We start from the raw sequence: 25,440 nt of genomic DNA, 5'->3' as shown, positions 1-25,440 counted from the left end.
CAGTGCCTCGCGGACGCGGCCAGAAGCGCTGCGCTATGATCCTCGTTGATCGCCCCATCGCAAACGGCTTGATCAAAATTGCGCGACCTTCACTGCGGCGACATGCATTCGCGCGGGAAAGGCTTTCGGATCGCTCGGTTCGCCGAGGACGCCGCCAACGGTCACGTCGATCAGCACATACCACGGGCCTGCACCCACCAGGTTCGGCATGGCGCAGAATGGCTTGTCGTTGAAGTAATAGGTGATTTGCTTTTCGCCAAGCAAACAGCCAAAGCGATTGAACTTGGCGAACACGTCCGCACCCGGCTCAACATGAGTGAGGGGCACGGATGCGCCATAGGTCCGATGCCCTTGCTCGCCGAGCCAGTGAATGCTCGAGGTTACCGCGTCTGCCGGGTAGGCGGGAGATTGGATGAAGGCTTCAAGAACGTCGATCTCCGGCGGCCAACCATCACCGACTCGCTTGAGCCACAGTGCCGGCCAGCTTCCCGCGACCTTCGAAAGCTTCACGTCAAATTCGACATAGCTGCCGGTGGTGATGCGGTTGAACAATGTCCGTGAGGTGATGATCGCGGCGGTATATTTGAAAGGGATTCTTTCCTGCCAGCCGAGCAACAGCTTTCCGCCCTTTCCATCGGACAGTCCGTTCGCCACGTACTCTGCCTGGATGAAGCGATGTCCGGTGGAGGGATCGATTCCCCACACCTTGGCCTCAGGGTTCAGGGTTGGATCTGCGTAATATGCCAGTTCGCGGTTGCTGTCGTGGCGGCGACCGTGTGAGTAGCGGCTTTGCCAGCATGGCCTCCCGTCCGAACGGAATCCGCTATCGCTCGCGAAGTCGGGGTCGCGAAGATCGTCCGAGAATACGACTGTGCGTTGGGTCGGCAACGGCGGGAGGTCAATCACATCGTTACGCGGTGTCGGATACGACGGCGTGCCATCGCCGGCCGTTATCCGGCCGATCCGGCTTGTGTATAGGTGTTGCGGGTAGATGAAATAATCCGAGAGCTCGACTTCGAGCGATCGTCCGGCCTGAAGCGGACGCGAGAGCGGCACCTCGATGGTTTTTTGCTGCTCACCGGGTTGAAAAATCAGGTATCCGCGGGCGATCGTTGGCGAGGTGCTTGGTTGAGCCTCGCTCTGGTTGTTTGGGGACTGCTCTCTATCGCGGGCAATGTACTCGAGGGCAATCGTGCGGTTGGTCGGCACGCTTAACGCCACCGGGATCCTGGCCACGCGGTCTTCGCTTCCGACCGTTGCATTATGGATCGCGACGGCGATTTCGGACTCCGACGTCTGCACCACGTTGGCTGGCGTGTCGGCCCATGCGCTTGTGGCAGGCAGATCGCCGGAAAGGCAGACAACACTGGCCACCCCCGTTAGCAGCTCCCGTCTCGTCACTCGCATTGGATCTAACCGGGAGCGTCGAACGGCGGTTGACGCCATCCGCGGGCGGCGCGCCCCTCGTACTGGTGGTCAAGCATCGTCACCTATCCCTCCCTGCGAGGTGCGCTATGCGTTGCTCGAGCGCAGGGGCAACAGGGGCGATTTGCGGTTGAACGCCGGCTTCGCCGAGCAGAAACAGCGCCTTCCAGTCTCGCCTGTGTCCAAACTCGATATACCGGTAGCTCAACGCGCTTAACGCCAGGATCACCATGGTAAACGGCGCCAGCAGCCGCATCGTATCCGCTAGCATCGAAGCATCAGGTGGAATCATGTCGTTCATCACGATCCCATGCCAAGCGTAGAGGCTGTAGCACATACAACCGAGCAGTTGCAGCGGCCAGTTTTCGAGAAGCGAGCGGAGGAGGCTGCCGGCGAATAGGCTACCGAACAGAAAGAGAGAAAAGGCCATCGAAAACATCATGCCGCCCAGAACTCGCGCCGCGAGCCAAGGCGCGTGGTGACTCAGATAGAGCCCGAGCCCGCCCAGCACGAGGCCTGAGAGCAGCGACGGGAGACTCGACGCAGGCCGTTTTGGATTTTCGAGCTGTCGCACGTAGACATCACAAACCAACATGCCCAAGACGAACTGATAGCAGCTTCCGAATATGCCGTTGGTGAATGGACGGAAAGAGCCGATGTTCGCGACCGGAATCGAGCCGCCAAGGAAGTTGAATATTGAACATGCCACCAGCGCCGCAACCACGACGGTGCCAATGCCCCAGCGGCGGATAGCGACAATCAAGACAGGAAACAGCAGGCTGAACCAGATCTCGACGGCGACGGACCAGAGCACCATGTTGGACGGCGGCATGAACCCGTGAGGCGAAAACACGAACAGCGTTGAAAGAAGCCCGCCGGCCTCGAGATACCAGCGGAGAGAGCCGACGCCGGTCTGCGCATGCAGCGTCAGCGTTACAAGGACGACGATATAGTAGAGGGGCAAGAGCCGGTGGGCGCGATGCAGATAGAACGACCGAACATCGGCGAGGCTCTCTATATTGCGACGTCCGAGGCGGTAGGGGAGATAGAGCACAAAGCCGGAAAGGACAAAGAAGAGAGGAACGCCGAGCCAGGCATTTGCGATGAAGGCTGCGAAGATGCCATCCGGATCGAGTTGCCCAGCGTGTAGTGGGTCCTTTGCCGCATAGGGGATAAAGAGATGGTGGAGAACCACCATGAGAATGGCGATGCCGCGGAAGCCATTCACGACTCCGATCTTCGCGTCTGTGCCGGTCCGGTGCTGCATCACGAGATCCCTCCTGCCCACAGAACCACAAAGAGCTGGGCAAATGTTTGCATGGTCGCAGGCATACTCTGTCAAGAGTTCACGAGCCCCATTGCATCGACGACAATTCGCCGTCAACAATGAAGCGCCGCCAGCGGGCTGGCTGCGCTTCATCCCCCCTTTCAATTGATCCGATCCGGAGACGTCCTAGGCCGCCTTTGCCCGCTCCTGATTCCCGCGCACCTGCCGCTCGATCCACTGATACGTCTTCTCAAGGCCTGAGCGCAGCGTAGCGGATGGCTTCCAGCCAAGTTTTTGTCCGATCAGCCGGTTGTCCGAATTGCGGCCACGCACGCCGAGCGGGCCCGGTATATGCTTTTTGTGGAGCTTCTTGCCCGCAATATCGGCGACGATGTCCACGAGTTGATTGATCGTGACCATCTCCTCCGAACCGACATTGACCGGACCTTCGAAGTCCGACCGCGTCAGGCGGATCGTGCCTTCGAGGCATTCGTCGATATAAAGGAATGAGCGTGTCTGGGTGCCGTCGCCCCAGATCTCGACCTCGCCGTTGGCAGCCTGGGCCACCTTACGGCAGACTGCAGCGGGCGCCTTCTCCTTGCCGCCGTCCCAGGTACCCTCCGGCCCGAAAATGTTGTGATAGCGCGCGACGCGATTGCGCATGCCATGATTGCGGTTATAGGCAAGATAGAGGCGCTCCGAGAACAGCTTCTCCCAGCCATATTCACTGTCGGGGTTCGCCGGATAGGCGGAATCCTCGGCACAGTTCGGATTGTTCGGATCCATCTGGTTGTGTTCGGGATACATGCAGGCCGACGACGAATAGAACATGCCGCGCACGTTCCGCTTCTGGCAGGCATCGAGCATGTTGAGATTGATCGTGGCCGAATTGTGCATCACGTCGGCGTCGTGCTCGCCGGTGAAAATATAGCCAGCACCGCCCATATCCGCGGCGAGCTGGTACACCTCGTCGAACCGCCGATCCGCAATCTGACGACAGAAATATTGATCGCGGAGATCGCCAACTGCGAAATCATCCGCTTCGGTTTCGGCAAAGGGCGGAAATTTCAGGTCGACGCCGCGGACCCAAAAACCTTCGCGCTTTAGGCGTTTCACAAGGTGCCCGCCGATAAACCCACCCGCGCCGCACACCAGGGCAGTTTTAGTCATGAAGTTCCCTTTCTCGCATCTCTCGCATCGATAGCATATTGAAACACTGTCTCAAAACGATCGGTCACCCGCTTGATGTCGTAATTGTTCAAAGCAAATTTCCTACCACTTTCGGCCGCTCCGACGCGCAGGGCATCGTTTTCCATCAGTTGAATCGCGGAACGCAAAAACCCGCTCTTATCGGACGGATCAACGACAAGACCCGCTCCGTTCTTGCGGACCACCTGGGAAGCAAGGTTTTCGGCTGGTGCAGCGAGCAATACCGGGCGTTTAGCGCAGAAATATGACTGCACCTTCGACGGAACAGAAAACATGCCCGCATCCGGTTCAATCGTCGCGACTGTCACGTCCGACGTTGCAAGAACTTTGGCCAGATCCCCGAAGGATTGCAACGGCAACAGAATCAGATTGTCAAGCGATTGCTCATTCTTTGCCCGCTCGAGCTCGGATACGCCCACGCCCTGGCTCACGACGACGACATTTGCCTGTCCCTTTACGCGCTTGGCAAGTTCGACGAGCAATTGAGGATTATGCTTCAGCGCGAGTGTGCCCGAATAAAGGAAGTTGAAGGTCCCAGCGAGCCCGTGACGGATTGCCCAATCATTGTTCTTTGGAAGCGGCGAAATCTCGTTCAGCGTCCCCCAGTTCTCGATGGTGAAGACCTTATCTTTGGCACGGACCCAGTTTTTTGCGATGTCAGCGAACGAATCGGTGATGACCACGATAGCGTCAGAATTGGCAAACTGGCCGCGTTCGAGAAACGAATAGTATCCGCCAATCGCGGCACCGACGGCGCCCATCTTTTTTTGCAGCAGCTTCGACGCGGCAATGCTGTAGAAATCCTGGACCCAGAAGACGAAGGATGCGCCGCCCTTACGAGATGCCTTCACGATCGCCGATTGGGCTTCCGTCGGCGTATTCCCTGAGATGACGAGGTCGGGCTTGAGCGACAGGACAACTTGTGCGACGGCCTTGCCGTAGGCGACATCGTCGAACCGGCGCTTGACGAATGAGGCTTTGTCATATGGACGCGGGAGGCTTACGCCTTTGAAGGACAGGCCGACCGGGTCAGAGGAGGTGCGGTGAAGGCGCCCCTTCGGGCCATGGTCGCCGTGGAAATAGGCGTGTGTGACCTGGTGTCCTCGCGAGGCGAGTTCGCGGCTGAGGTCGACCTGGAAAGGGTGGCCGGCATAGTCATGCACCAGAATCTTCAATGGACACCTACCGGACGCGCGAATTCGTTTGCTAATTGGGGGTACATGGCCCGTCACCTTCTGATTGTCTATGAGAGACCCGCTTAACCGTTAATAGCGGCAGAAATTTTGCATGCTCGCGGCACCCGGAATATCTTCTCCGGTCCCACGAGAGAGTGCTCGATCATAGCGCCAGGCAAAGCCGCTTTCGTGAGTTCTTTCAGTGCAGTTGATGCTTGATCTCTAGTCTTGCTTGCGACTAACGTCGCCAGCATTTATTGTTCTGCCTGATAGGTCGGGCTGGAATTTTCTGCACATGCTGCAGCTATTCAGCAACTAGAGGTCATCATGCTTTTCAGGGTGTTGTTTTGTGCGTTTGTAGCGTGGATCCCCGGGTGCGGTGCAGCTTTGGCCGAACCAATGACCATTGATTTTTCCTGGGAGGGCGCGAAAGGCTGTATTACGCTTTTCCCGAATCCGGAGATTCGCTTTAAAAACGTGCCTCCAGATGCGAAACTGCTTCTGCTCACACTGTCGCAAGGGACCAGGGAAATGGGCGGTCAAGAAATCGCCATGCCGGCAAACGGCGTTCTGCCGTCTGGAAGTATCCGAACATTCGCTCCTTGCAGGCAAGACGTGTATCAATGGACCGCGGTGGCAAGCTCCTCGAAGGGGGAAGTTTTGGCCGAAGCTCGCCGAGCTCGCGTCTATCCTACTGATGAGCTCGCGTCCGAGAAAACGATACGAAGTGATGGCAGATGATTGGAAGGCCGCCGGTAGTGGTGTGCCCGGACGTGCAATATGCCCTCTAGTTGCTCGATCGGCTGCACGGTGTTTGATCGTTCCTATGCTGAGGTGCCGGAAGGAATTTGCTAGATGGAGTTCGAGCACTCGTTTGAACCCACCTTAGCACACGTCGAGTTAGGCCGGCCAATAGCCACATCACGGACGCCGTGCCCGTCTGAAGGGTGCTGCGCGATAGCTTAGTGATTAGCTCCAGTGCATCATGAAAGTGTCCTTGTTCGATTGCTCGCAGGGCTAGCGAGCAGGCGAGTATCGCCTCGCCACGCGCAAACTGGCCGGCAAGCTCCGGATGCGTTTGGTTAAACTCGATTTCTACCATCCGACGCGATCTCATCATCTGCCGAAAATCATCTGACATTGAGCCGGGGGAGATGCGGTAGCCTATCAAATACTCCGGCACCACAGCTATCTCGTGTCGCTCCGCAATCTGGAGATACAGCTTCCAGTCCTCGCACCCCTGGCCTCCGCGGGAGCGCAGCGACTCATCGAAGCCGCCTGCGCCGACCAATGCCTCTCGCCTTATCAGGGCGTTGCTGCCGCTGATGACGATGTTGCCCAAACACATTTGTGCAAGGATAGTGCCTTCTTGCCGTATTGGCGGAGCAGAACCGGTAACGTTGCCGTCATCATCGATCCAGCAGCACCACGCGTACACGAGCGCGGTTTCGGGGCCGCTTGCCTCAAACCGCTCGAGCTGTCGTTCAAGCTTTGTCGGGTGCCAGAGATCATCGGCATCAAGCGTCGCGATGAAATCTCCCTGCGCATCTGCAATTCCTCGGTTGCGCGCCGATGCCACGCCGCCGTTCTGCTTGTAGATATATCGGACTCTCGAATCGTACCGCATCAGAGCGGCCGCAATCGACTTCGTAAGATCCGAAGAGCCGTCATCGACTATGATGATTTCGATATTCCGGTAAGTTTGATTTAGCGCGCTGGCGACGGTCTCGTGGATCGTGTCCGCAGCATTGAAGGCTGGCACGACGATCGAGACAAGTTTATTGGTCAGCACACCTTGAGAACGCGCCATACTGTTTTAATGCTTAATCGCAATTGAACTGTACTCTTGAAAGCAAACCAATAAGACTTTATCGAGAAGCCGATTAAATAGCGACGATTGTACGACAATAGAGTAAATAACGAATAATTACAGAGGGTTGTTCCGTGCCGCGTCAAACGAAACGGATATTGGTTACCGGTGGTGCGGGGTTCCTAGGTTCGCACCTGTGCGAGAAATTAGTTAGCGCCAAACACGAAGTTCTTTGTGTCGACAACTTCTACACTGGCTCTAAAGAGAACGTGAGCAGCCTGCTGAAGTGTTCTCGCTTTGAGCTCATGAGACATGACATCACATTTCCCTTATATGTCGAGGTCGACGAGATCTACAACTTGGCATGTCCGGCCAGTCCTATTCACTATCAATACGATCCCGTACAGACGACGAAGACCAGCGTGCATGGGTCCATCAACATGCTGGGTTTGGCGAAGCGAGTTAAGGCGAAAATCCTGCAGGCCTCAACCTCGGAAGTCTACGGTGATCCCGAGGTGCACCCGCAGAACGAGGCCTATTGGGGTAAGGTAAATCCCATTGGTCCACGCTCCTGCTATGACGAAGGCAAGCGTTGCGCCGAGACGCTATTTTTCGATTATAGGCGGCAGCACAATCTCTCGATCAAGGTCGCCCGCATCTTCAACACTTATGGTCCGCGGATGCAGCTCAATGACGGGCGGGTCGTGTCAAACTTCATCGTGCAGGCTCTCACCGGCCGGCCGATTACGATCTACGGCGACGGCAAGCAGACCCGTTCTTTCTGTTACGTCGACGATCTGATCGATGGTCTCGTGCGGCTAATGGGCACGAGCGATGAGATAACCGGACCGACCAATCTGGGGAATCCCGTCGAGTTTACGATGATGGGACTGGCCGAGACTGTCATCGAGCTGACTGCGTCGAAGTCTTCGATCGATTTCAAGCCACTTCCGATCGACGATCCAAGGCAGCGGCAGCCCGATATCAGTCAGGCACGCGATGCGCTTGGCTGGGCTCCGTCCGTGCCGTTGCGCGAAGGCCTCAAGGAGACGATAGCCTATTTTGACAATTTGCTGCGCGCAGAAGGAACTGGTGCGGCATGACAAGAACCGTTCTTATAACGGGAGGCGCAGGCTATGTGGGCTCGCATTGTTGCAAAGCGTTCGCCAATGCCGGGTGGAATGTCGTAACTCTCGACAATCTTTCACGAGGATGGCGAGAGGCCGTGCGGTGGGGGCCCTTGATCGAATGCGATATCCAAAATGAGGAGCGGGTGCGCAGTACGTTGGATATATATAAGCCGGACTTGGTCGCGCATTTTGCTGCTTTTGCCTATGTGGGTGAATCGGTAGCTGACCCGGCACGCTATTACGTCAACAACACTGCGGGTACGCTCGCCTTGCTAGAAGCGATGCGCGCAACGGAATGCCGCCACCTTCTGTTCTCCAGCACTTGCGCAAGTTATGGTATTCCGCGCACCCTGCCGATTGACGAGACGCATCCGCAATCGCCGATCAATCCGTACGGTTGGTCGAAAATGATCATAGAGCGCATGTTGGAGGATTATGGCAGAGCCTACGGCATTGCATCAGTCTCGTTGCGGTATTTCAATGCAGCCGGATGCGATCCTGACGGTGAGATCGGGGAACACCACGAGCCCGAGACGCATGCCATCCCGCTGGCGATCGAAGCCGCTCGCAACCCAGGCCGGCCATTTACGGTATTCGGAACAGATTTCCCGACACTCGATGGTAGCGCGATCAGGGACTACGTTCATATCAACGACCTCGCTCGGGCGCATTTGCTTGCAGGCGAGATGCTTGTTACCCGTGCGGGGACCCATGTCTTCAATCTGGGTACCGGCGTTGGAACGAGTGTGTTCGAACTCATCGAGGCGGTAAAGCGTGCTGCGGGCAACGAGCCGGTCATCCAACTTGGCCAGCGACGCGTAGGAGACCCGCCCGTGCTCGTCGCGTCCTACGCCAAGGCTGAGCGGGAGCTTGGCTGGACACCCCAGCGCTCGAACATCGATTTCATCATCGAAACTGCGCTAAGCTGGCGGGACAGACAGGCCTCACTTTAAGACTCAGAACGATTGATTGAAATGCCCGGAACCAGAGCGGCTGGATTTTGATGGAACTCGTATCCGTCGTCGTGCCGGCCTTCAACGCCGAGCGCTTTATCGCTAGAACGCTCGCGTCGGCGCTGGCTCAGACATATGAGAATATGGAAGTCATTGTCGTTGACGATGGTTCGACTGACACTACGCGCTCCATCGTGGAGGCAATTGCTGTTAGTGACAAGCGTCTGCACTTGTTCAGCACTCCCAATCGCGGCGTTGCTCGTGCTCGAAATCTCGGAATCGAAAGTGCGCGGGGAGCCTATGTTGCATTCTTGGATGCGGATGACCTCTGGCATCCGACAAAGATAGAGCGGCAGGTTGAGGCTCTAAATATCCATCGTTCCGATCCCGCTTGGGGTGGTGTCTACACTTTTCACCGAACCATCAACGCGGATGATCAAGTCACAGGCAATGGGCAGACGTTGGCCGGTTGTCGCGGCTATATCTTGGCTCGAGACCTTGTGCTCAAGTTCATAGGAAACGGAAGCAATCTATTGGTCCATCGCGAGGCTGCGCTTGCGGTTGGTGGATTCGATCCGTCGTACGCCGACATCGGGATCGGTGGTTGTGAGGATCTCGATTTCGAGCTCCGGCTCGCGGCGCGCTATCGGATTGAAGCTGTGAGATCGTTCCTCCTTGGCTACCGCATACATCAAGGAAATATGTCGAGCGACGGATCGCGCATGTCGAGGAGCATGATTGAGACCATCGCGCGGCATGTGGAACGTAACTCTTCGATCGCTCCTCGGGTGAAGCGCTGGGCATTCGGGAGCGCGTACAGGTATGCATTCCAAGTTTTATTGCGCGAGAGGCGATCCCTTCCTGCTGTAGCGGCCTACACGAAGTTGCTAATTAACGATCCCGTGCTGTCAATGATCACCGCAACGGAAGTGCTGATGGCGATCAACAGGAGGTTGGCAAGAGATCGACCTGTTGGATCGCTTCTAGCGTTTTTGTCCGTGGATCCAGAACTGGATAAAGACAATCCGGTAGACGCAATAGCGTGCACAAAGCAGAAGCGGTTGGCCGACGAAGATCGGTTGCTTGAAGAAAAGGCGGTTCGGGGACCGCTGCTGGACGGATTTGTCGGAGGCGATCGGCTCGATCGGTCGACCGCAGAGGACGCCCCAGTTCCGGAGACTGGGGACCGGCATCATCACACGGCAAGGGCTAAATGACCGCAAGCGCACCTTCCAACATCCCGATCAACTCTGACCGCAGCTGGCGGCATATCTACTTGCACGCGAGGGATCTGGCCTATGAGCTCGTGCTTCGCGAACTCAAGATCCGTTATAAACGCTCGTCTCTCGGCATCGCCTGGTCGCTTCTGAATCCATTGAGCCAGATTGTCATCCTGACGTTCTTGTTCCGCTCCATTGTCAACCTCAACGTCCCGCACTATGCCTCCTTTGTGTTCGTGGGTGTGCTTGCCTGGACGTGGTTCAGCGGCGCCATCACGACCGCGGCTTTCGCCATCACCTCGAATCCCGACCTGGTGAGACGGCCAGGTTTTCCGGTCATCGTCCTTCCGCTGATCACAGTCGCCGGCAACGGCATCCACTTCCTCCTGGCGCTCCCCGTCATGCTCATCGTCATCCTGCTGGATGGAGGACGGTTTGGCGCGTCTCTCGTTGCTCTCCCAGCAATCATGGCCGCCCAATTCGCATTTACGGCCGGTCTTGCCTACGTAGTGGCGGCCGTGCATGTCCGCTTTCGCGACACACAGCATCTCGTCACGATCGCCACGATGCTCGCTTTTTATCTAACACCTGTCTTCTACAGTTCGAGCCTGGTGCCGGAGCAATACCGGTTCCTGCACCATGCCAATCCCATGGCCGTGCTGCTGAATGCCTACCGAGGCGTTCTGATGGATGACGTATGGCCGTCGGCGTTGGCGCTCGGGAGTCTCATGATCGGCTCGTGCTGTATCTTGGCAGGAGGCATCCTGTTGTTCAGGCGGATGAGCGTCAGCTTCGCCGAGGAGATCTGATGCGCGCTTCCATCATAGTCAAAGGTGTTAGCAAGCAATTCCGTAGGCCGAGCGGAGACCGACTTACGTCCTTCAAGGAATCTGTGCTGACGGGCTTCCGAAGTGGTGAGATGCACACGTTCTGGGCGCTGCGGGACGTCTCCTTCACCGTGCCGGCAGGTCGGATGGTCGGCGTCGTCGGCAAGAACGGCGCCGGAAAATCGACGCTACTCCGGCTAATCGGCGGTGTCGGTCAGCCCACCGAGGGCCTTATCGACGTGCATGGGCGGGTCGGCGCGCTCTTGGACTTGAATGCTGGCCTGACTGACGATCTCACAGGTAGAGAGAATATCTTCATTGCGGGCGTGATCGCCGGAATGACAAGAGCAGAAGTCAGGGGATGCTACGATTCCATCGTTGCGTTCGCCGAACTCGAATCGTTCATTGAGATGCCGATTCGAACCTACAGCAGCGGCATGCGCATGCGCCTTGCCTTTTCTGTGGCGGCGCACATGTCACCCGACGTTCTGCTCATCGACGAAGTGCTTGCCGTAGGGGATTTACATTTCCAGCGGAAGTGCTTGGAGCGGATAGCTGCGATCAAGGCGAGCGGCGCCACCATTTTTCTTGTGTCCCACGATTCCTCCCAGGTCCGCGCGCTGTGCGACGAGGTCCTCCTTCTCAAGCAAGGGAAAGTTGTGGCCTACGGCCCTACGCAGGCCGTGATGGACCTCTATGAATCTGACGCTTTGCCGGAGTTGGTGGATCGACCCGAAACCTCCGTCGAGGTCGAGCGGCTGCCGGGCGGCAAGTTGCTGCAGCACGGCGTTAACCGGAGCGGATCGCAAGAAGTCCAGATCCGCGCGGTCCGGCTGCTTCATCCTAACGGCGCATTCGCCCGCAGTATTGTTTCCGGTGCTGGCCTCGCGGTGGAGTTCGATCTCCTTGCCCACAATCCTGTGCAGGCGGCGCTCGCTAGCGTGACGATCCACACGGATGACGAGTCGCCGTGTTTGGACACAAACACCGAGGTCGGCGGTGTGGATCTCAGCGTCCTAACAGGCCTGACAACGCTGCGGCTGGCGTTCGATCGTCTGGACCTCGCCGGCGGGAATTATTCCATCAGCGTCGGGGTCTACCAGCAGGGTTGGCAGGGGATCTATGATCATCATTACCATTGCTACGATTTCTCAGTCGTTGGGCCGCACTCGGGGAAGGGCTTCATGAATCCACCCTCGGCATGGAGCCGGATTTTTGCGGCGGATGTTGCGCACGACGATGTACTCGGCATCGGTTGCCTCCCGTTCTCCAAAGGGGGTGAGCCGTGACCGGTATCTTTCGTCGAACGGATCTGCCTGTCGCATCAGATCGGCCGACAGTTGCTCTAGTTGTTGCGGGTGGAGAAGTCTGGGAGGACTTCCTGTGCACCATTGGCGTGTCGCTCGACCAGTTCTGCCGGAAAGGACCCGGCGGCTGGACGCTGGGCTACATGGACGCTTTGAGGGCGGCCGGCTTCGCTACGGTGGTGTACTTCTTCTCGGGGGAGGTACGGGAGCCCGTCCACTATGTCCAGGACGGGACAGGCCATCGCCAGACAGTGCTTCCCGCACCGCGCTTCTACATGGCTACGCGCAAGCTGTTCCCGACTTACTCCGAATTGCTACGACGACCTCCACCAAAGGGCGTCAGACAGCGAGCTAAGGCTTGGCTAGGCTCTGTCCTCACCCACCTCAGCACCCCCATCGCGCTTTTCGCGCGGGAGCTCCGCCGCGAGGGCTGTGAGGCCTTGATCGTGCAGGAATACGAGTCATTTCGTTTCGACGTTAGCGTTGTCCTCGCGCGCCGTCTTGGACTCCGAGTGTTCGGCACCTTCCAGGGCGGGAATCGCGAGACGAATCTCGCCAGTCGGTTGTGGAAGCGCAGGGTGATCGCGGCCAGCGACGCGCTGCTCGCAGCGCCCGGAGAGGAGATCGCGAGGGTGAGGAAGGCCTATGGTCCTGAGTCGCGCGTCTGCCAGGTATTCAACCCGGTGGATGTTTCTCACTGGTATCCAGTTGAGATCGAGCGGCAGTCGGCGCGGGACGAGATTGGGGCCTCCGACTTGACCCGTGTTGTCGTCTGGCACGGTAGGGTCGATCGCGAGGCGAAGGGGCTGGACGTCCTAATCGAGGCCTGGGAACTTCTGGTGTGCGAAAGCCCAGATCTGGACGCACGGTTGTTGCTTCTGGGCTCGGGCCAGGACGCAGAATGGCTCGGAGGTCGGATCCGTGCTTTGGAAGGACGCGGCATCATCTGGCAGAACCGCTATGAAACTGATCGCGATGTGGTGCGACGCTTCCTCGCCGCGGGAGATGTCTATGCGTTCGCCTCTCGGCATGAGGGTTTTCCCGTCGCTCCGATTGAGGCCATGGCATGCGGACTTCCGGTTGTGGCGGCCGCGGCCTCGGGCGTGAAGGACATCTTCCCGAGCGATGGCTGTGGGGGCGTGGTCGTGCCTGTCGGCGACACCCCTGCTTTCGCCAATGCCCTCTCGCGACTTGTGCTCGATCGCAAACTCAGTGGTGCGATGGGGGAACAGGCCCGCAGACGGGCCGTGACGACCTTCTCAGTCGAAGCTGTTGGGCGTCAACTTGCATGTGCCATTGCCGGATTACCCAACCTCGCAGGCAAAGGTGACGCGTGAGGGCTCTCGCTCCGCCTTATGCTAGTCGGGAACTCCTGGCCAAATCCAGGGACCAGCGCGGTCAGCCCGGACCTGTTGCGGGACTGCGGGCCCGACCTCGATGGTCCGTGATGTTGCCGGCTTACAATTCGGGCGCCGATCTGCGGCGAGGCCTATCAAGTGTTCTTGCGCAAGCCCGGACCGCCGAGATCATGCAGATCGAGGTCGTAGACGATTGTTCGAAAACAGACGATGCCGCACAGATCGTTAAGGAGGTCGGCCAAGGCCGGGTCGAGTTCTTCCGCCAGTCCGTTAACGTGGGACACGCACGAAACTTTAACACGTGTGTCGAACGGGCTAGGGGGCACTTGATCCATATCCTTCACGCCGATGACTGGGTCGAGCACGGTTTCTACGATGAGATGGACGCCTTGTTCGGGGCCTTCGACGATGCGGGAGCGGCTTTCTGCCGTCACGCCATTGTTGGCTCGGAGGGAAGCCTGGTGCGCCTCTCCCCTCTGGAAAAATCCGAGCCTGGCGTCATCGAGCGATGGTTCGAGCGGATCGGGGCGGAGCTTCCCCTTCAACCTCCCTCGATGGTCGTTCGCCGTGCGGTGTACGAGGACTTGGGCTCGTTCGATAAGCGAATGGTGAGCTGTAGCGAAGATTGGGAGATGTGGGCGAGAATTGCGGCTTTCTATCCAGTCGTGTTTACTCCCAAGCTACTTGCTTATTATCAGGATACGGAAGGCTCAATCACCAAACGGTCCATCAGCAGTGGACAGAACATGAAGGACGTTCGCCAAGCGATCAAAATCCTCGGCAGCTATGTCGATTCTCCTGTCGGGCGCGCGGTGCTGGCTCGCGCCCCCAAAAACTGGGCGAAGTGGGGTCTCTACTGGGCTTACACTCTGACTTGTCGAGGAGATTTCCACGGTGCGCTGGTGCAGTTGCGGCAAACTCTGCTCTGCAACCAGTCGCCGCGCACGCTCGCCGCGGTGCTGAACATGTCGCTGTATTGTCTAAGGCGTCGCCTGCGCAGCCTGGTGCGCCGATGACGAAGGGACTGGTGAGTGGACCGCTCGCTGATATGAGCAGCCGGGGCAAGCTCGCCCCTATCGCCGATGGCTTTCCCCGGCCGCTTTGGTCGGTGATGATTCCCACCCACAACTGCGCGGGATATCTGCGGCAGACGCTTGCGAGCGTCCTATCCCAAGATCCCGGGCCGGATATCATGCAGATCGAGGTTGTCGACGATGCGTCGACGATGGATGACCCTGAAGCCGTCGTCCGAGAAATCGGTCGTGGACGAGTCCCATTCTACAGGCAGGCAGGAAACGTCGGCCACACCGCCAACTTCCAAACCTGTCTGGAGCGCTCCCGAGGACGGATCGTGCATCTGCTGCATGGCGACGATGCCGTCCGGCCGGGCTTCTACGAGAAGATGGGAACGGCGTTCGAGCGGGTGCCCGGGCTCGGTGCGGCATTTTGCCGTCAGATCTACATCGACGAAGAAGGTCGCGAGATTTGGGAGTCTGCTTTGGAGCGCGAGAGCAGCGGCATCCTGGAGAATTGGCTGGGAAGGATCGCGGGACGGCAGCTAATCCAGACTCCTTCCATCGTCGTCGCCCGCGAAATCTATGAGCAGATCGGCACCTTCGATCGAAGGCTTTCCGCGGTCGAGGATTGGGAGATGTGGGTGAGGATCGCCGCCTACCGCGACGTCTGGTTTGAAACCGCGCAACTCGCTCTCTACCGCGTGCACGGCTCGTCGAGCACGAGCCGCCTAGTGCGATCGGCGGAGAATCTTCGTGACGTCCGGCGCGCGTTGTCGATAATCCGTGGCTATCTCCCCACCGAGACTGCCGACGCAACCGTGAATGCCTCGCTGGCGTTCTGGGCTGGTGACGCCCTCAAGAACCGAGTGCCGACCTACGTCCGGAAGGGCGACATCGCAGCAGTGAGGGCCCAGGTGAGCGAGGCTCTGCGCTGCAGTCGTTCGCCAGCAACTCTTGCAGCGGTGGCTGGCCTTTTGCCGACCGTCGTCGGAATGGCCCTGCGGCTGATGCGATTTCGAAATGGTGCCGCATGACAGCGCTTCAAACCAGTAGCGGGCCCGCTGTACCTGACATCGGTGTGGAACGAGTCTGGCCACCCGTTCCCATGGCGGTGCTCGATCTCGAAATGACCAAACTTCCTGAGCACATCAAGGTCCCGCCGGACTGCCGCGCCGGGCTGGCGCTGCTCAGGGTTCGCGGGCGCCCATGCGGCCAAGCCGTGATCCGACTCGACCGTCCGGGCGAACAGATCCTGCCCATGATCCTTGCCGGCGCTGACTCCGCGTTTTGGCAGGCATGGCTCAGGGACCGTCTCGGCCTCGATCCATCCAGATCTGACGGACCGCCCGACGTTTCCGTGAGCGTAGCGGTGTGCACTCGTGACCGGACCGAGGACTTGGAGCGCTGTATTAGTGCACTGATGCGGATGCCGGACGACGGCCAGGAGATCCTCGTGATCGATAACGCGCCGTCCAATGACGCCACTGCCAGGCTGCTGCGGGAGCGCCCGCGCATCCGCTATGTGCGCGAGGATCGCCCCGGGCTCAACATCGCCCGCAATCGTGCGCTGCGCGAGGCGGGGGGAGAGATCGTCCTTTTCACCGACGACGATGCGGCCCCCGATCCGCTTTGGCTCCGCCGGCTCGCTCGCAATTTTGGCGATCCGCTTGTACTGGCATCAACCGGTCTCACAATGGCGATCGAACTGTCCTCGGCGGCCCAGATCGATTTCCAGCGCTACGGCGGCTTCGTCCGAGGATTCAAACGCACCGTCTATGATGCCGCCGAGCATAACCCGCTCCTGGCGTGGCATGCAGGCGCAGGAGTTAACATGGCTCTGCGCCGTTCTGTGGTTCAATTAGTCGGCCCTTTTGACGAAGCGTTCGACGCGGGAACGCAGACGCATGCAGGCGGGGACAGCGAGATGTTCCGGCGGATTTTGGGGGCAGGCTATCGCATCGTTTATGACCCTGAGGCGCTCAACTGGCACAGGCACCGCAAATCTGCGGAGGAACTGCATCGACAGCTCTTCGGCTATGAAGTCGCGAGCGCGTCGCTGCTGACGAAGGCGATCCTCACCGACGGCGACATCGGAGCTCTGCGCGAGGCCTTACGTTGGCTCAGGCGCGAAGTGCGTGCCGTGCTCCGTTCGCTGCTGCGGCGCCCGAATGTACCGCCGTTCTCCGTGGCTTCTGCGCGCTTTAAAGGCGGAATCATCGGACCTCTGCTTTACCTCAGATCGAGAAGGCAATCGCGATGACCAACGCGGAAATTGGTCTTGGGATGAGCGTGGTCATTCCCACCCACAACCGACGCCAGCTGCTTGGCAGAGTTATGGACGCGCTCGCCCGCCAGACTGCCGATCCAGCTATGTTTGAAGTCGTTGTGGTTCCCGACGGATGTACGGACGGGACTGAGGATATGCTGCGCGCGCAGCGCTACCCCTTCGTGCTGAAGCTGGTCGAGCAATCGGGAGGCGGCGGTCCAGCCGCCGCCCGCAATGCCGGCGCCAAGGCGGCGGCCGGGCGCTTGTTGCTGTTTCTTGACGACGATGTCGAGCCGTCCCTGCACTGCGTCGAGGCACATCGGCGCGCCCACGAATTAGAAGACGGTGCAGCTGCGGTGCTAGGTCCATATCCGCCCGCGCCGCACGCATCCGCGAACTTGTTTCGCCTGATCATACGTAACTGGTGGAAGAAGCGCTTCGAGGACCTCGCCGAAAAGGGACACCGCTTCAGCTTTCGAGACCTTCTAACGGGAAATTTGTCCTTGCCGGCTCACGTATGGGAGCATCTGGGCGGCCTCGACCCGAGCTTTCGGGCCGCGCATGAGGACTACGAATTGGGCGTGCGCTTGATGCAGCTCGGAATACCCTTTCGCTTCGCGCCCGACGCCGGGGCGTATCACCATGAGTACGAAACGATGACTGTTGCCGGCGCCTTCCGGCGTGCGCGCGAGGAGGGCCGTTCGGATGTCCTGCTCGGCAGGAAGCATCCGCACGTGCGTTCGGGTCTTAGGATCACCGCCCTGATGGCACGGTCCTCGGGAGTGAGGATCTGGTTCGACCGCTTGATCTTCGCTCTCGGTGATCGGACTGATCCTTTGGCCCACGCCATGGCATCCGTGCTGGAGTTTCTCGACCGCACGCGTTTGCGGGATGCCTACATTGTGTTCTATCGCGAGCTGAATGAGTATTGGTATCTTCGTGGAGCGGCGGAAATCCTGAAGTCGTGGTCGGCCTGGAAACACTTTGAATTAAGCGCTCCACCACCAGGCGCGGCCAGGCGGCTGAACGTCGACCTCAAGGGGGGGATACCCGCTGCGGAAGAAGCCATCGATCAAGCGAGACCCGACGAGGTAACGCTCCATTATGCGGGAAGGGAACTCGGAGTGCTGCCACGTGAGCCTGGAGCCGAAGCATGGCAGGGGAGACACTTGAGGCCGCTGTTGTGTGGTCATCTCGCGCGAGCTTACCTTGAATGTCTGCTCAAGGCGGGGGATCTGGAAGGCGTGCCACCGGCCTGCCGAAGCGCCGTGGAGCGCGGACTGTCCAAGGCCGGGCTCGCGATCGCGTCGCCCCGGGAGGAGATGTGGTGGGAGCAGGACGGCCAGTGGCGGGTCTTCATTGCGGAAGCAGGAGACTGAACACAATTAGCTTCACGCCCGGGTTGGGCTAGGCGCTCACGGATGGTTGATTCAATGAATGTTTCGTCCCTGTCTCTGCCGGAATCGCAATTGGTGGGAGCACCACTTACGTCGGTTGTGATCCCCGCCCGCAATGCCGAAGAGACTATAAAGCGCACGCTTCAGAGTCTGGTCGCGCAAACTAACCCCAGCTGGCAAGCGTTGATCGTGGACGATAGTTCGGTCGATACGACATCTGCGATCGTCAGCGACTATGCAGCTCGGGATTCGCGTTTCATTGGTCTTAAATCCCCGGAAAGGGGAGCAGCCGCGGCACGCAACGTCGGCATCTCACACGCAAGTGGTGAACGGCTGCTATTTCTGGACAGCGACGATTGGGTCAATCCGAGCTTTCTCGAGAAGATGAATGGCGCCCTCGATGATCATCCGGACGCCGTGGCTGCATATTGCAACTGGTGCAGGGTTTTCGAAAATGCAGATGAAGCGCCGGATCAGGGAGATGATCGCATCCAACAAGATCCGGTTGAAGCCTTTGCCCGTTCCTGCGCAACTGTCATCCATAGCGTGCTCATAAGGAAAAGAGCGGTCCTCGAGGCGGGAGTCTTCGATACGTCGTTGCGCACCTGCGAAGATTGGGACCTCTGGCAAAGAGTGGCGCGGCTCGGCGGTAGTTGGATCCATGTCCGTGAGAGGCTGAGCTATTATTGGATGAGTGATCGGTCACTGACCCAGGACATGGAACAAATGATGGCGGATGCGCGCGTCGTTATCGCCAGAGGTTTTGCTACACGAGAAAGTGCAACTGGATCTCCGAAAGGCGCCGGGAACGGAGCACCGAATTCCGGCGCAGCAACGGCCGAGCTGACATATGCATATTTTGCTCTTTGGTGCGCTGCTTTCGATTGCGGACGTGGCCGAGAGGTTGCCGTCCCTCCGACGGTTCTCGCGACCTTGCCGCAAGCACAACACGCGATTGATCCTATCGTCACTGTCCTGCTCGACGGAGTTAGTGTCGGAGCGAGGTTGCTGCCATCCAGACTGGCTTCAGAGTGGAGCCAATATGGAGTTGAGTTGACCGGCTTAGTCTGTGCCATCGGACAGGCGTGGGGCAAGCCCGCGACCGCACGGAAGATTCAGTACGACTTCGAACGGAAGATTCTCGATTGCGACGATCTGGCGTCCGCAAGGGAGCTCTCACTAACGTTGGGGCTGCGTGTTGACCTTCGTCGGTTGCCGCATGTCCGCCCGAACCGATCCGTTGACCGGCTATATGTGTATCTCTGCAATGGCCCGCATGTTCTAGCCTTGCTGGACGTTGGCGTGCTCGGCACGGTTGATTTGAATTTTTGGATAACGTTAGTCACGCAGCATTTAAAGCACCTGCATATTAGAGAGCAGGCAGGACGAATATTTCGTCTCACAATTAAGATATACTCTCGAATGGAACGCCTTCGTCAGTTTATCCGGAGTAGCAGTGCTAGCCATCAGAACCGGTTGCAAGCGATCCGGAAATCGATGTCACTTCGTGCGATACCGCTCAAATCTCCGGGCGAAGAGGTATCGGATAGCAGGCGCAGTCGAGGCCGTGAACCGTCCCGTGACCTTGCCCGGGAGGAATTCTGGGAGATTCTGTTTACAGAGGAGGATCCCTGGAACTACGGCTCGGCCTATGAGCAGGAAAAATATTCCAGGCAGCTTCAAATGCTTCCTGCTGAGCAACCAAAACGGGCCCTCGAGCTAGCCTGCGCTGAAGGATATTTTACGCGCCAATTGGCTCCCAGAGTCGAGCGTCTCATCGCTGCGGACATATCGACGAAAGCATTGGAGCGGGCCCGAGCACGATGCGGCGAGCACTGGAACGTCGATTTCGTGCAGCTCGATTTGTCGGCAGATGCTCTTCCGCAGGACCTGGATCTGATCGTCTGCTCCGAAGTGCTTTACTATTTGAAGGATGAGGCGGAACTCGATCGCGTGGCAAACCGTTTGGCGGACGCGTTGCGTCCTGGTGGTCGTCTTGTGACGGCTCATGCCTTTGTACTGAAAGACAACATGTCTCGGACGGGTTTCGATTGGGAAAATCCGTACGGCGCGGAGACAATCGCGCGAGTGATCGGTGGCGTACCGGGCCTTGCGTTGGAAGCTTCGATGCAAACCGAGCTCTATCGCGTCGATAGGTTCAAGCGACTGTTCCCCGGAGAGATCATCTCCGACCCACAGGTGACCGACGTCAAGACCAACGTGCCAATCGAGACCGAAGTAGCGCGCTTTATTGTATGGAACGGGGCAATCACGCGCCGAACGACAGTGGTCCAAACAGAGAGGCGCGAGCGTATTCCGATATTGGCGTATCACCGGATTGCGACCGATGGGCCGACCGAGCTAGCCCCCTATCGTCTTTCTCCGGAAGCTTTTCAAGAACAGATGTTGTGGCTCCGCCGCAACGGCTATCACACGATCAATTCCGAGCAGCTCGCTCGGTGCATTGCGAACGATCACCCATTCCTCGGACGACCTGTGCTGATCACCTTCGATGATGGGTACGAGGATTTTGCCGAGCGGGCCTGGCCCATCTTGCAGCGGAATGATTTCTCTGCCGAGGTGTTCATTGTCGCCGATTTGGTCGGCAGACGAGCGGAGTGGGATGGGTCATTCGGATTGCCGGCGCCGCTTATGGATACCGCAACGATTGTCTCGCTGGCCGCCGAAGGGGTAGCGTTTGGAAGCCATTTGGCGAGCCATCCCCGCAGCGATGGGCTTTCAACCTTGGAGGTTGCCGAGGAGCTGTTGCGGTCTCGAATCCAATTGGAGAAATGGTTGGGGCGATCAGTGACATCGCTTGCGGCGCCGTTCGGATGTACGGATCAGCGGCTCAGAATCCTTGCAGCGGAGTGCGGCTACACAATTGGATTTAATACAGCCAATCGCGCTGCGACCCTGAAGGATGATCCGCTCGACCTGCCGCGAATAGAAGTGAGGGGCGATTGCACGCTCGAGACGTTCGCCGCCTCTCTGGAGGCGTGCCGATGACTAATGATACTCGTGAGTATTGTCACTCCTGTCTGCAACGCCTCCTTGAAGGTTGACGAAAACGCTGTGAGGTGTCGGATCGCTATCGCATATCGAGATCGCCATGGAATGGCTCTAGCAGTGATGCGCTTGTCTTCCCGCGACACCGGTGTACCGTACGAGTTTGTTTACCTTGACCGTTGCAGGTTCCTTGACTGGAACGACGATCGAGTTCATCACACGTCTGCCTGCATCCCGGAAAAATACGGGATCTCGGCAAAGATGAATCGCTCGTGAGTGGTCTATTTGAGGCCCCCTTAAGTGATGCGTCGGCATTTTCACCCATGCTTCAATTTATCCGCAACTCTGTAAGTCGCCGTTGAGGCGTCTCTTGGATGGTTATCGTGCAAGGAGAGCACGCGACCATCATGACTTACACGCTAGTGATTAATGGAACTTCCGGCGCCGATATCCTCTTCGGTGGGACCGGCAATGACCTCTTGACGGGAGGCGCCGGCAGCGACCTCTGCGTTATATCGAAGGGTTATGGTTCCGACACCATCAGCGATTTCCAAGTGGGCGCTGGTGGCGACGTATTGCGCGTGCAGAACTATGGTTTTGCGACGTTCGCAAGTCTCATGTCGGTCGCGACGCAGGTGGGGACGAACGTCGTCGTCACGCTTTCGTCGAGCGAGGCGCTCACCTTGCAGAACGTCTCGCTTTCATCGCTCACGGCCGCAAACGTCGTCCTCGACAATCCGCTCCCAGTAAGTGCAGCGCCGAACACGGCGTGGACCACGGTCGGAGCCGGGGGAACGCTCACCGGCGGCGCAATAAACGACTCGCTGCAGGCGATGGGGGGCGGCGTTACGCTGATCGGCGGCGCGGGCGACGACTCGTACTTCATGTACAATCACGAAACGAAGGTGGTCGAGTTCGCCGGTCAAGGCATCGACACGATCTACGATGGCATGATCGACGGCTATAGTCTCGTCAATGCGCCGAATGTCGAGAACTTGACACTGGGCGGAAGCTACAATTCTCCTGCGACCGGCAACGATCTCGACAACATCATCGTCGGCAACGCCGGCAACAACATGATCGATGGCGGCAAGGGGAATGACGTCCTCACCGGCGGAGGCGGCAGCGACACGCTTGTTATTAAGACCGGAAATGGCAACGACATCATCACCGATTTTCAGACAGGCGCCGGTGGGGACATTCTCCAGATCAATGGCACGAATTTCAAGACGCTCGCCGACGTCGCGGCCACCATGCAGCAGGTCGGCACGGATGTCGTTCTGTCGCTCGGCAACGGCGAGAAGCTAACGCTCGAAAATACGCAGGTTCAGAATTTCACGACCTCCAACGTCAATATCGTCACAGCGCCAACAGGACTGGTTCAAACCTTCAGCGACGATTTCAGCTCGCTTTCCGCCGGCCAGGACCCGCATCTGACCTGGAAAACGAGTTACGCCTGGAGCGGGGCGGCAAGCTACTCGCTCTCCGGTGAGCAGGAGGTTTATGTCGACCCCAGCTTCACAGGATTGCCGGGAGCGCAGGCCTCGAGCCCGCTGGGCCTCAATCCATTCTCGATTCAGGACGGCCATCTGGTCATCACCGCAGCACCGATCCCATCGAGCGCCGCGGCCTATGTCGGCAATCATCAATTCTCATCGGGAGTGATCACGACCGAAAACAGCTTCGTCCAGACCTATGGCTACTTCGAGATGAAAGCCTCGCTCCCCGGCACCGCGGGCGCATGGCCTGCTTTCTGGATGTTGCCGATCAACACGCGCGGCCTCAACACGGAACTCGATGCGCTTGAAGCGCTGGGCAAAGATCCTGACCAGGCCCACTGGGGCTTTCTGTCGTCGACCACGTCGACTCAAGGCTATTGGGCAAATACGGCCAACCTGACGGTCGGTGACCATACTTTCGGTGTGAAGTGGACGCCCTATACGCTGACCTATTTTGTCGACGGCGTCGAGGTCGGTCAGGTCGCCACTCCCTCCGACATGAACACAGCGATGTACATGATCGCCAATCTGGCGATGGGCGGAAGCTGGGCTGGAAACGCGGATCCAAGCGCGACCGCGGAGATGAGCATTGATTATATCAAAGCGTACCAGCTGCCGGAGTATACACTCGCCAACTACACGCTTCTGGCCAGCGGAGCTCCGACGACCACCATCGCAGGAACGGCAAGTGCCGATACATTAACTGGAACCACCGGCAACGATCTTCTCGGCGGCGCAGGAGGTGCCGATACGATGACCGGCGGGCTTGGTGACGATACCTACATCGTCACCGATCCCAACGCCAAGGTGGTCGAAAGCTACGGCGGTGGGGTGGATACCGTCATTTCGACCATCACGTACAAGCTGCCTGACTACGTTGAGAACCTGACGCTGACAGGTTCGGCAGCGATCAACGGCACCGGCAATTCAGAAGCCAACATCATTATCGGCAACCATGCGGCCAATATCATCACCGGCGGCGTCGGCAATGATATCCTGACAGGCGGTGGTGGTGCCGACACCTTCGTTATCAACTCGGGCGACGGCTCGGACATCATTACCGACTTTACACCGGGATCAGTCGCCGGGCATGATGTCGTTCAGCTGAACGGCTTTGCGTTCACGTCCTTCAACGACATCAAGGCCGCGATGACGCAGGTCGGGAACGACGTGTATCTCGCGCTGACAAGCCAGGATACGCTAGTTTTTCGCAACGCCACGATTTCAGCGTTCACCAGTGATGACTTCCAGCTGCCGGGAAGCTTGCCGGTCGGAGGCACCATCACCTCCTGGATCAACGGATCAACCAGCAGCCATATTGTTTACGGTACCGCTGCGAACGACAAGATTACGGCGTTAAACTACGACGATACGCTGGTCGGGTGGACTGGCGATGACACATACGTTGTAAACAACGTGAACCAGAAGATCACTGAGAATCCGGGGGGTGGCATCGACAGCGTCGAAGCGTGGACATCTTATACGCTGTCCGCAAATGTCGAAAATCTGACCCTTATGATGGGGGGCCTTAAGGGCACTGGAAACGAACTGGCCAACCGGATGGTTGGCTCCAGCGGAAATGACGTCTTGAATGGTGCCAGTGGCGATGATTGGCTCTTCGGGGGGGCGGGCAATGACACGTTCATCGATGGCATCGGTAGTGGCCACGACACGATAGCCGACTTTCACGTCCTGACCAGCACGACGGCGGAGCACGACAAGCTGACCCTGAAGGGCTACGATGCTAGCGCTTACTTGACGAATGTGGGGGAAGAGTGGACCGTTCATTATGCAGGGGGGACTGACAGTTTTCGAATTGCCGGCGTGACGCAATTGTCATCGTCCGACTACGCGTTCGTGTCTGCTACCGGCGTATCCATGACCATGGCCGGACTGACGGCGCCGACGATCTCGCTCGCGTCTGCAAGCACGCTGGGCGCCGGGGGGCTCACCAACGCAGATCATTTGACCCTGACCGGATCTGCACAGGCAGGCGTTTCGATCAAGGTGTTTGACCAGACAGTCCAGATTGGTGTGGCGACCGCTGACAGCAACGGTAGTTGGAGCTTCACCACTGGCACTTTGACAGACGGAAGCCACTCATTTTCGGCGGTCGCCGCTGACGGAGTGGGTGATCTCAGCGCTGTGTCGACCAGCATCAGTGTGGTCGTTGACGCGACTGCGCCAGGCGCACCGAGCATTGCGACGTTCTCTTCGGACAGTGGGTTGGTGGGCGATGGCATCACGAAGGCCAATCAGCTGACGCTGAGTGGGACCGCGGAGGCTGGCAGCAAAGTCCTGGTGTTCGATGGCGCGACCCAGGTCGGCACCGCCACAGTCGATGCCAGTGGCAACTGGTCGTTTGCGACCGGCACGCTGGTCGACGGGACGCATGCCTTTACCGGCAAGGCGGTGGACGCGGCCGGCAACATCAGCGTGGCGTCCAGCGCCTTGAACGTCGCGGTTGATACGGTCGTGCCCAACACGCCGGTTCTCGTCTCGGACACGCTCGTCGCGTCCAACAAGGTGGTGGTTTCGGGAACGGCGGAGGCCGGCAGCACGATCAAGCTGT

18 protein-coding genes are annotated in these 25,440 nt (G+C 58.5%); 13 read left to right on the top strand and 5 right to left on the bottom strand.

The window, feature by feature from the left end; translation table 11 throughout:
- Positions 1–72 precede the first annotated feature (72 nt).
- From ABIC03_RS35435 to ABIC03_RS35420, 4 genes are all read right to left on the bottom strand, one after another.
- Positions 73–1,374: a glycoside hydrolase family 16 protein gene (locus ABIC03_RS35435; RefSeq protein ID WP_354065071.1), complete on the bottom strand. Its 1,302-nt coding sequence runs from the start codon at positions 1,372–1,374 to the stop codon at positions 73–75.
- A gap of 112 nt (positions 1,375–1,486) precedes the next feature.
- Positions 1,487–2,692, bottom strand: a complete 1,206-nt coding sequence (locus ABIC03_RS35430; protein ID WP_354065069.1) for an acyltransferase family protein — start codon at positions 2,690–2,692, stop codon at positions 1,487–1,489.
- Positions 2,693–2,878: 186 nt separating this feature from the next.
- Positions 2,879–3,862 carry an NAD-dependent epimerase/dehydratase family protein gene (locus ABIC03_RS35425; protein WP_354065067.1) on the bottom strand — a complete coding sequence of 328 codons (984 nt, stop codon included), beginning with the start codon at positions 3,860–3,862 and terminating at the stop codon, positions 2,879–2,881.
- A complete protein-coding gene (locus ABIC03_RS35420) occupies positions 3,859–5,076 on the bottom strand; it encodes a glycosyltransferase family 4 protein (RefSeq protein ID WP_354065065.1) in 1,218 nt (405 codons plus the stop codon). The genes ABIC03_RS35425 and ABIC03_RS35420 overlap by 4 nt, the downstream gene beginning before the upstream one ends.
- A 327-nt stretch (positions 5,077–5,403) precedes the next feature.
- On the opposite strand from ABIC03_RS35420, the gene ABIC03_RS35415 reads away from it, so the two are divergent.
- Positions 5,404–5,817, top strand: coding sequence for a hypothetical protein (locus tag ABIC03_RS35415; protein WP_354065063.1), 414 nt, complete (start codon positions 5,404–5,406; stop codon positions 5,815–5,817).
- Positions 5,818–5,863: 46 nt separating this feature from the next.
- On the opposite strand, the gene ABIC03_RS35410 is transcribed toward ABIC03_RS35415, so the two are convergent.
- On the bottom strand, positions 5,864–6,886 hold the full coding sequence (locus ABIC03_RS35410; protein WP_354065061.1) for a glycosyltransferase family 2 protein: 1,023 nt from the start codon (positions 6,884–6,886) through the stop codon (positions 5,864–5,866).
- Positions 6,887–7,020: 134 nt separating this feature from the next.
- On the opposite strand from ABIC03_RS35410, the gene ABIC03_RS35405 reads away from it, so the two are divergent.
- From ABIC03_RS35405 to ABIC03_RS35350, 12 genes are all read left to right on the top strand, one after another.
- Positions 7,021–7,989: a UDP-glucuronic acid decarboxylase family protein gene (locus tag ABIC03_RS35405; protein ID WP_354065059.1), complete on the top strand. Its 969-nt coding sequence runs from the start codon at positions 7,021–7,023 to the stop codon at positions 7,987–7,989.
- Complete coding sequence (gene galE / locus ABIC03_RS35400) at positions 7,986–8,969, top strand: UDP-glucose 4-epimerase GalE (RefSeq protein ID WP_354065057.1); 984 nt, start codon at positions 7,986–7,988, stop codon at positions 8,967–8,969. The genes ABIC03_RS35405 and galE overlap by 4 nt, the downstream gene beginning before the upstream one ends.
- 50 nt (positions 8,970–9,019) lie before the next feature.
- On the top strand, positions 9,020–10,186 hold the full coding sequence (locus ABIC03_RS35395; RefSeq protein ID WP_354065055.1) for a glycosyltransferase family 2 protein: 1,167 nt from the start codon (positions 9,020–9,022) through the stop codon (positions 10,184–10,186).
- Positions 10,183–10,998, top strand: coding sequence for an ABC transporter permease (locus tag ABIC03_RS35390; RefSeq protein WP_354065053.1), 816 nt, complete (start codon positions 10,183–10,185; stop codon positions 10,996–10,998). The genes ABIC03_RS35395 and ABIC03_RS35390 overlap by 4 nt, the downstream gene beginning before the upstream one ends.
- On the top strand, positions 10,998–12,305 hold the full coding sequence (locus ABIC03_RS35385; RefSeq protein ID WP_354065051.1) for an ABC transporter ATP-binding protein: 1,308 nt from the start codon (positions 10,998–11,000) through the stop codon (positions 12,303–12,305). Before ABIC03_RS35390 ends, ABIC03_RS35385 begins: the two co-directional genes overlap by 1 nt.
- Positions 12,302–13,660 (top strand): glycosyltransferase family 4 protein, encoded by a 1,359-nt coding sequence (locus tag ABIC03_RS35380; RefSeq protein ID WP_354065049.1) that lies wholly within the window; start codon positions 12,302–12,304, stop codon positions 13,658–13,660. Before ABIC03_RS35385 ends, ABIC03_RS35380 begins: the two co-directional genes overlap by 4 nt.
- On the top strand, positions 13,657–14,697 hold the full coding sequence (locus ABIC03_RS35375) for a glycosyltransferase family 2 protein (RefSeq protein ID WP_354065047.1): 1,041 nt from the start codon (positions 13,657–13,659) through the stop codon (positions 14,695–14,697). The genes ABIC03_RS35380 and ABIC03_RS35375 overlap by 4 nt, the downstream gene beginning before the upstream one ends.
- Positions 14,694–15,731: a glycosyltransferase family 2 protein gene (locus ABIC03_RS35370; RefSeq protein ID WP_354065045.1), complete on the top strand. Its 1,038-nt coding sequence runs from the start codon at positions 14,694–14,696 to the stop codon at positions 15,729–15,731. The genes ABIC03_RS35375 and ABIC03_RS35370 overlap by 4 nt, the downstream gene beginning before the upstream one ends.
- 71 nt (positions 15,732–15,802) lie before the next feature.
- The gene (locus ABIC03_RS35365) at positions 15,803–16,957 is read left to right on the top strand and encodes a glycosyltransferase family 2 protein (RefSeq protein WP_354065043.1); all 1,155 of its coding nucleotides are present in this window, start codon (positions 15,803–15,805) and stop codon (positions 16,955–16,957) included.
- Positions 16,954–18,342, top strand: coding sequence for a glycosyltransferase family 2 protein (locus tag ABIC03_RS35360; protein ID WP_354065041.1), 1,389 nt, complete (start codon positions 16,954–16,956; stop codon positions 18,340–18,342). The genes ABIC03_RS35365 and ABIC03_RS35360 overlap by 4 nt, the downstream gene beginning before the upstream one ends.
- A 42-nt stretch (positions 18,343–18,384) precedes the next feature.
- The gene (locus tag ABIC03_RS35355) at positions 18,385–21,369 is read left to right on the top strand and encodes a trifunctional glycosyltransferase/class I SAM-dependent methyltransferase/polysaccharide deacetylase (RefSeq protein WP_354065039.1); all 2,985 of its coding nucleotides are present in this window, start codon (positions 18,385–18,387) and stop codon (positions 21,367–21,369) included.
- Positions 21,370–21,743: 374 nt separating this feature from the next.
- Positions 21,744–25,440, top strand: a 3,697-nt coding sequence (locus ABIC03_RS35350) for an Ig-like domain-containing protein (protein ID WP_354065037.1), incomplete at its 3' end; no start/stop codon positions are given.

Origin of the sequence: Bradyrhizobium sp. RT6a (genome assembly GCF_040547675.1) — a bacterium.
GTDB lineage: Bacteria > Pseudomonadota > Alphaproteobacteria > Rhizobiales > Xanthobacteraceae > Bradyrhizobium.
The sequence above is the reverse complement of the archived record's forward strand: the minus strand, read 5'-3'. Positions and strand labels throughout refer to the sequence as shown.